The sequence below is a fragment of the Pseudomonas sp. NPDC079367 genome, assembly GCF_044542195.1.
Classification (GTDB): Bacteria; Pseudomonadota; Gammaproteobacteria; order Pseudomonadales; family Pseudomonadaceae; genus Aquipseudomonas.
Genome location: NZ_JBITTW010000079.1, coordinates 1 through 3,704 on the forward strand (window position 1 = coordinate 1; position 3,704 = coordinate 3,704).

The window sequence follows — 3,704 nt, forward strand, 5'->3', positions numbered from 1 at the left end:
TTACCTGCTCGTTGTCTTCAAGAGCGTGCCTGATTTCCTCGAAAAACAGATCAACCAATTCCTTGGCTTCCCGCTTGTTCAGACACAGCTCTTCATACATACGTTCCGCCATCTCAGCTTTCGTCAAAGCCCCCATACGTCACTTCCTTAACGTGGCGTTCAACCTTTGTTCGAGCGAGGTGAGGATATTTTGCGTCGTCGTGTTCACCTCATCGTCATTAAGAGTGCGCGATGGATGCTGCCAGGTCAAGCCGACTGCAAGGCTTTTTCTATCAGGATCAATACCTTTACCCTGATATACGTCAAACAGCCTGAGCTCTGTGAGCCATTCGCCTGCATTTTCACGGATTACGTCCAGCACCGCCGAGGCCGCGACGTCTTTGTACGCGATCAGTGCAAGGTCACGACGCACTTCAGGAAAGCGCGACAACTCATGGAATTTCGGCATTTTACCGAGTGCCACCTCCGCCAGAACCAGCTCGAAGACGAACACCGGACGATCCAGGCCCAGCGCTTTCGACAATTCAGGATGAATGGCGCCGATGAAACCGACTTCACGACCTTCGCGTTCGATGCGCGCGGCTTGGCCCGGGTGCAACGCCGGGTGTTTGCCCGGAGCAAAGGTGAACGAATCCAGCGCACCGGCGAAGCCCAGCACCGCTTCCACGTCAGCCTTGACGTCGAAGAAGTCCACCGTATCGCGACCCTGTGCCCAGCCTTCCGGCAGGCGGCTGCCACACACCACACCCGACAACATCGGCTCTTGCTTCAGACCTTCGAGCTGGCCGATGAATCGCAGTCCGCTTTCGAACAGACGCACGCGATCCTGTTGGCGATTGAGGTTGTGTTGCAGCGCCTTGATCAGGCCCGGCCACAACGACGAACGCATGGCAGCCATGTCATTGGAAATCGGATTGGCCAGCAACAGAGGCTCGACGCCCGGATTGAACAGTTCGAACTGACGCGGATCGATGAAGCTGTAAGTGATCGCCTCCTGGTAACCACGAGCAACCAGCAGACGGCGCAGCTCAGGCAGATCGCTGCGCGCTTCTGCCTTGGCTTGTGGTGCCAGACGCGCTTGCGGGTAACGAACCGGCAGACGGTTGTAGCCATAAAGACGGGCCAGCTCTTCGATCAGATCGACTTCCAGGCTGATGTCGAAGCGATGGCTTGGCACTTCAACGCGCCACTGCCCTGCTCCATCGGCGGTAATCTTCAGACCCAGCCCGCCGAGCAGGCTTTCAACCTGAGCTGAATCCATTTCCATCCCGAGCATTTGCGCGATGCGCTGGGCACGCAGAGTGATCGGAGCGATCGACGGCAGATGTTGCTCGCTGACAGTCTCGATGATCGGACCAGCTTCGCCGCCAGTGATTTCCTGCAGCAGGCCCGTGGCTCGCTCCATGGCTTCACGGGCCAGTTGCCAGTCAACGCCACGCTCATAACGATGCGAAGCGTCGGTGTGCAGGCCGTAGGAACGGGCCTTGCCGGCAACAGCAATCTGATCGAAGAACGCGGATTCCAGAAACACATCGCGCGTGGTCGCGCAAACACCGCTGTGCTCGCCACCCATGACACCGGCGATCGCCAAGGCGCGAGTATGGTCGGCGATGACCAGCGTATCGCTACGCAGGCTGACTTCCTGACCATCGAGCAGAACCAGCTTCTCACCCTCTTCAGCCATGCGCACGCGAATGCCGCCATTGATTTCGGCGAGATCGAACGCATGCAGCGGCTGACCCAGCTCGAGCATCACGTAGTTGGTGATGTCGACGGCAGCGTCGATGCTGCGCACGTCGGCGCGACGCAGACGCTCAACCATCCACAGCGGCGTCGGCTTGGACAAATCAACGTTACGGATCACACGACCCAGATAACGCGGGCACGCGGCTGGTGCCAGCACTTCGACCGAGCGCACTTCGTCATGAGCGGCAGGAACGGTGGCCACCACCGGACGCGTTACCGGCGCGGCGTACAGCGCGCCGACTTCACGGGCCAGACCGGCCAAGGAGAGGCAGTCACCACGGTTCGGGGTCAGATCGACCTCGATGCTGGCGTCTTCCAGATCCAGGTACACACGAAAATCTTCGCCCACCGGCGCATCGGCCGGCAGCTCCATCAGACCGTCGTTGCCTTCACCGACCTGCAACTCGGCCTGCGAGCACAGCATGCCGTTGGACTCGACGCCGCGCAGCTTGGCTTTCTTGATCTTGAAGTCGCCCGGCAGTTCTGCGCCGATCATGGCGAATGGAATTTTCAGGCCCGGACGCACGTTTGGCGCTCCGCATACGACCTGGAAAGTTTCCGCGCCATTGCTGACCTGGCACACACGCAATTTGTCGGCGTCGGGGTGCTGTTCGGTGCTCAGCACCTCACCCACCACCACACCGCTGAATACACCGGCGGCCGGCGTAACGCTATCGACCTCAAGACCGGCCATCGACAGACGGGCAACCAGCTCGTCGCGATCTACCTGCGGGCTAACCCAGCCACGCAGCCATTGTTCACTGAATTTCATCCTGCTCTCCTAAGAATTCGTTACGACTAGCGAAATTGCGCGAGGAACCGCAAGTCGTTGTCGAAGAACAGACGCAAGTCGTTCACGCCGTAACGGAGCATGGCCAGACGCTCGACGCCCATGCCGAAAGCAAAGCCGGAGAACTCTTCCGGATCAATGCCAGACATGCGCAGCACGTTCGGGTGAACCATGCCGCAGCCCATCACTTCCAGCCAGCCAGTCTGCTTGCAGACGCGGCAGCCCTTACCGCTGCACATCACGCATTCCATATCGACTTCGGCGGATGGCTCGGTGAACGGGAAGTAGGATGGACGGAAACGTACCGCCAGCTCTTTCTCGAAGAACACTCGCAGGAATTCTTCGATGGTGCCTTTGAGATCGGCAAAATTGATATCGCGATCAACCAGCAGGCCTTCGACCTGGTGGAACATCGGCGAGTGAGTAATATCGGAGTCGCTGCGATACACGCGGCCTGGGCAGACGATGCGGATCGGCGGCTGCTTCGATTCCATGGTGCGAACCTGTACCGGCGAGGTATGGGTGCGCAGCAGCATGTTGGCATTGAAATAGAAGGTGTCATGCATCGACCGGGCCGGGTGATGGCCTGGGATGTTGAGCGCTTCAAAGTTGTGGTAGTCGTCTTCGACCTCAGGGCCTTCGGCAATGCCGTAGCCAATGCGGGTGAAGAACTGCTCGACGCGCTCCAGCGTCCGTGTGACCGGATGCAGGCCGCCAGAGGTCTGACCACGGCCCGGCAATGTCACGTCGATGGATTCTGCAGCCAGTTTGGCAGCCAGTTCGGCTTCTTCAAACAGGGCCATGCGCGCATTGAGAACGCCTGTAACACGTTCCTTGGCAACGTTGATCAGCGCGCCGACTTGCGGACGCTCTTCTGCCGGCAGATTTCCCAGGGTCTTCATCACCTGAGTCAATTCGCCCTTCTTGCCAAGGTATTGAACCCGGATTTGCTCCAGGGCATTGATATCTTCAGCGCTTTGCACAGCCTCTAGTGCTTGAGCGACCAGCGCATCCAGGTTTTCCATGTACAGACTCCAGATACAAAATAGGGGAAGAGCTTGAAGGCTCTTCCCCTATTTATGACGTTTAACACCTGACCTCACAAAGGTGAGGCCGGGTGACTGTCGGGGGTACTTAAGCCAAGGTGGCTTTAGCTTTCTCGACAATC

The 3,704-nt window shown here is 58.6% G+C and carries 3 protein-coding genes; all 3 read right to left on the reverse strand.

Features of this window, described 5'->3' with window-relative positions:
* Nucleotides 1-136, reverse strand: a 136-nt coding sequence (locus ACIGDJ_RS28065) for an HU family DNA-binding protein (protein ID WP_397504709.1), incomplete at its 3' end; no start/stop codon positions are given.
* Between the two features lie 3 nt (nt 137-139).
* Nucleotides 140-2,518, reverse strand: coding sequence for a phenylalanine--tRNA ligase subunit beta (pheT, locus tag ACIGDJ_RS28070; RefSeq protein ID WP_313003643.1), 2,379 nt, complete (start codon nt 2,516-2,518; stop codon nt 140-142).
* Nucleotides 2,519-2,544: 26 nt separating this feature from the next.
* Nucleotides 2,545-3,561 carry a phenylalanine--tRNA ligase subunit alpha gene (gene pheS / locus ACIGDJ_RS28075; protein ID WP_101159939.1) on the reverse strand — a complete coding sequence of 339 codons (1,017 nt, stop codon included), beginning with the start codon at nt 3,559-3,561 and terminating at the stop codon, nt 2,545-2,547.
* Nucleotides 3,562-3,704: the final 143 nt, after the last annotated feature.

Coding starts and splice junctions, on each gene's coding strand:
- pheS (WP_101159939.1), bottom strand. CDS start 3,561: ATGGAAAACCTGGATGCGCTGGTCGCTCAAGCACTAGAGGCTGTGCAA.
- pheT (WP_313003643.1), bottom strand. CDS start 2,518: ATGAAATTCAGTGAACAATGGCTGCGTGGCTGGGTTAGCCCGCAGGTA.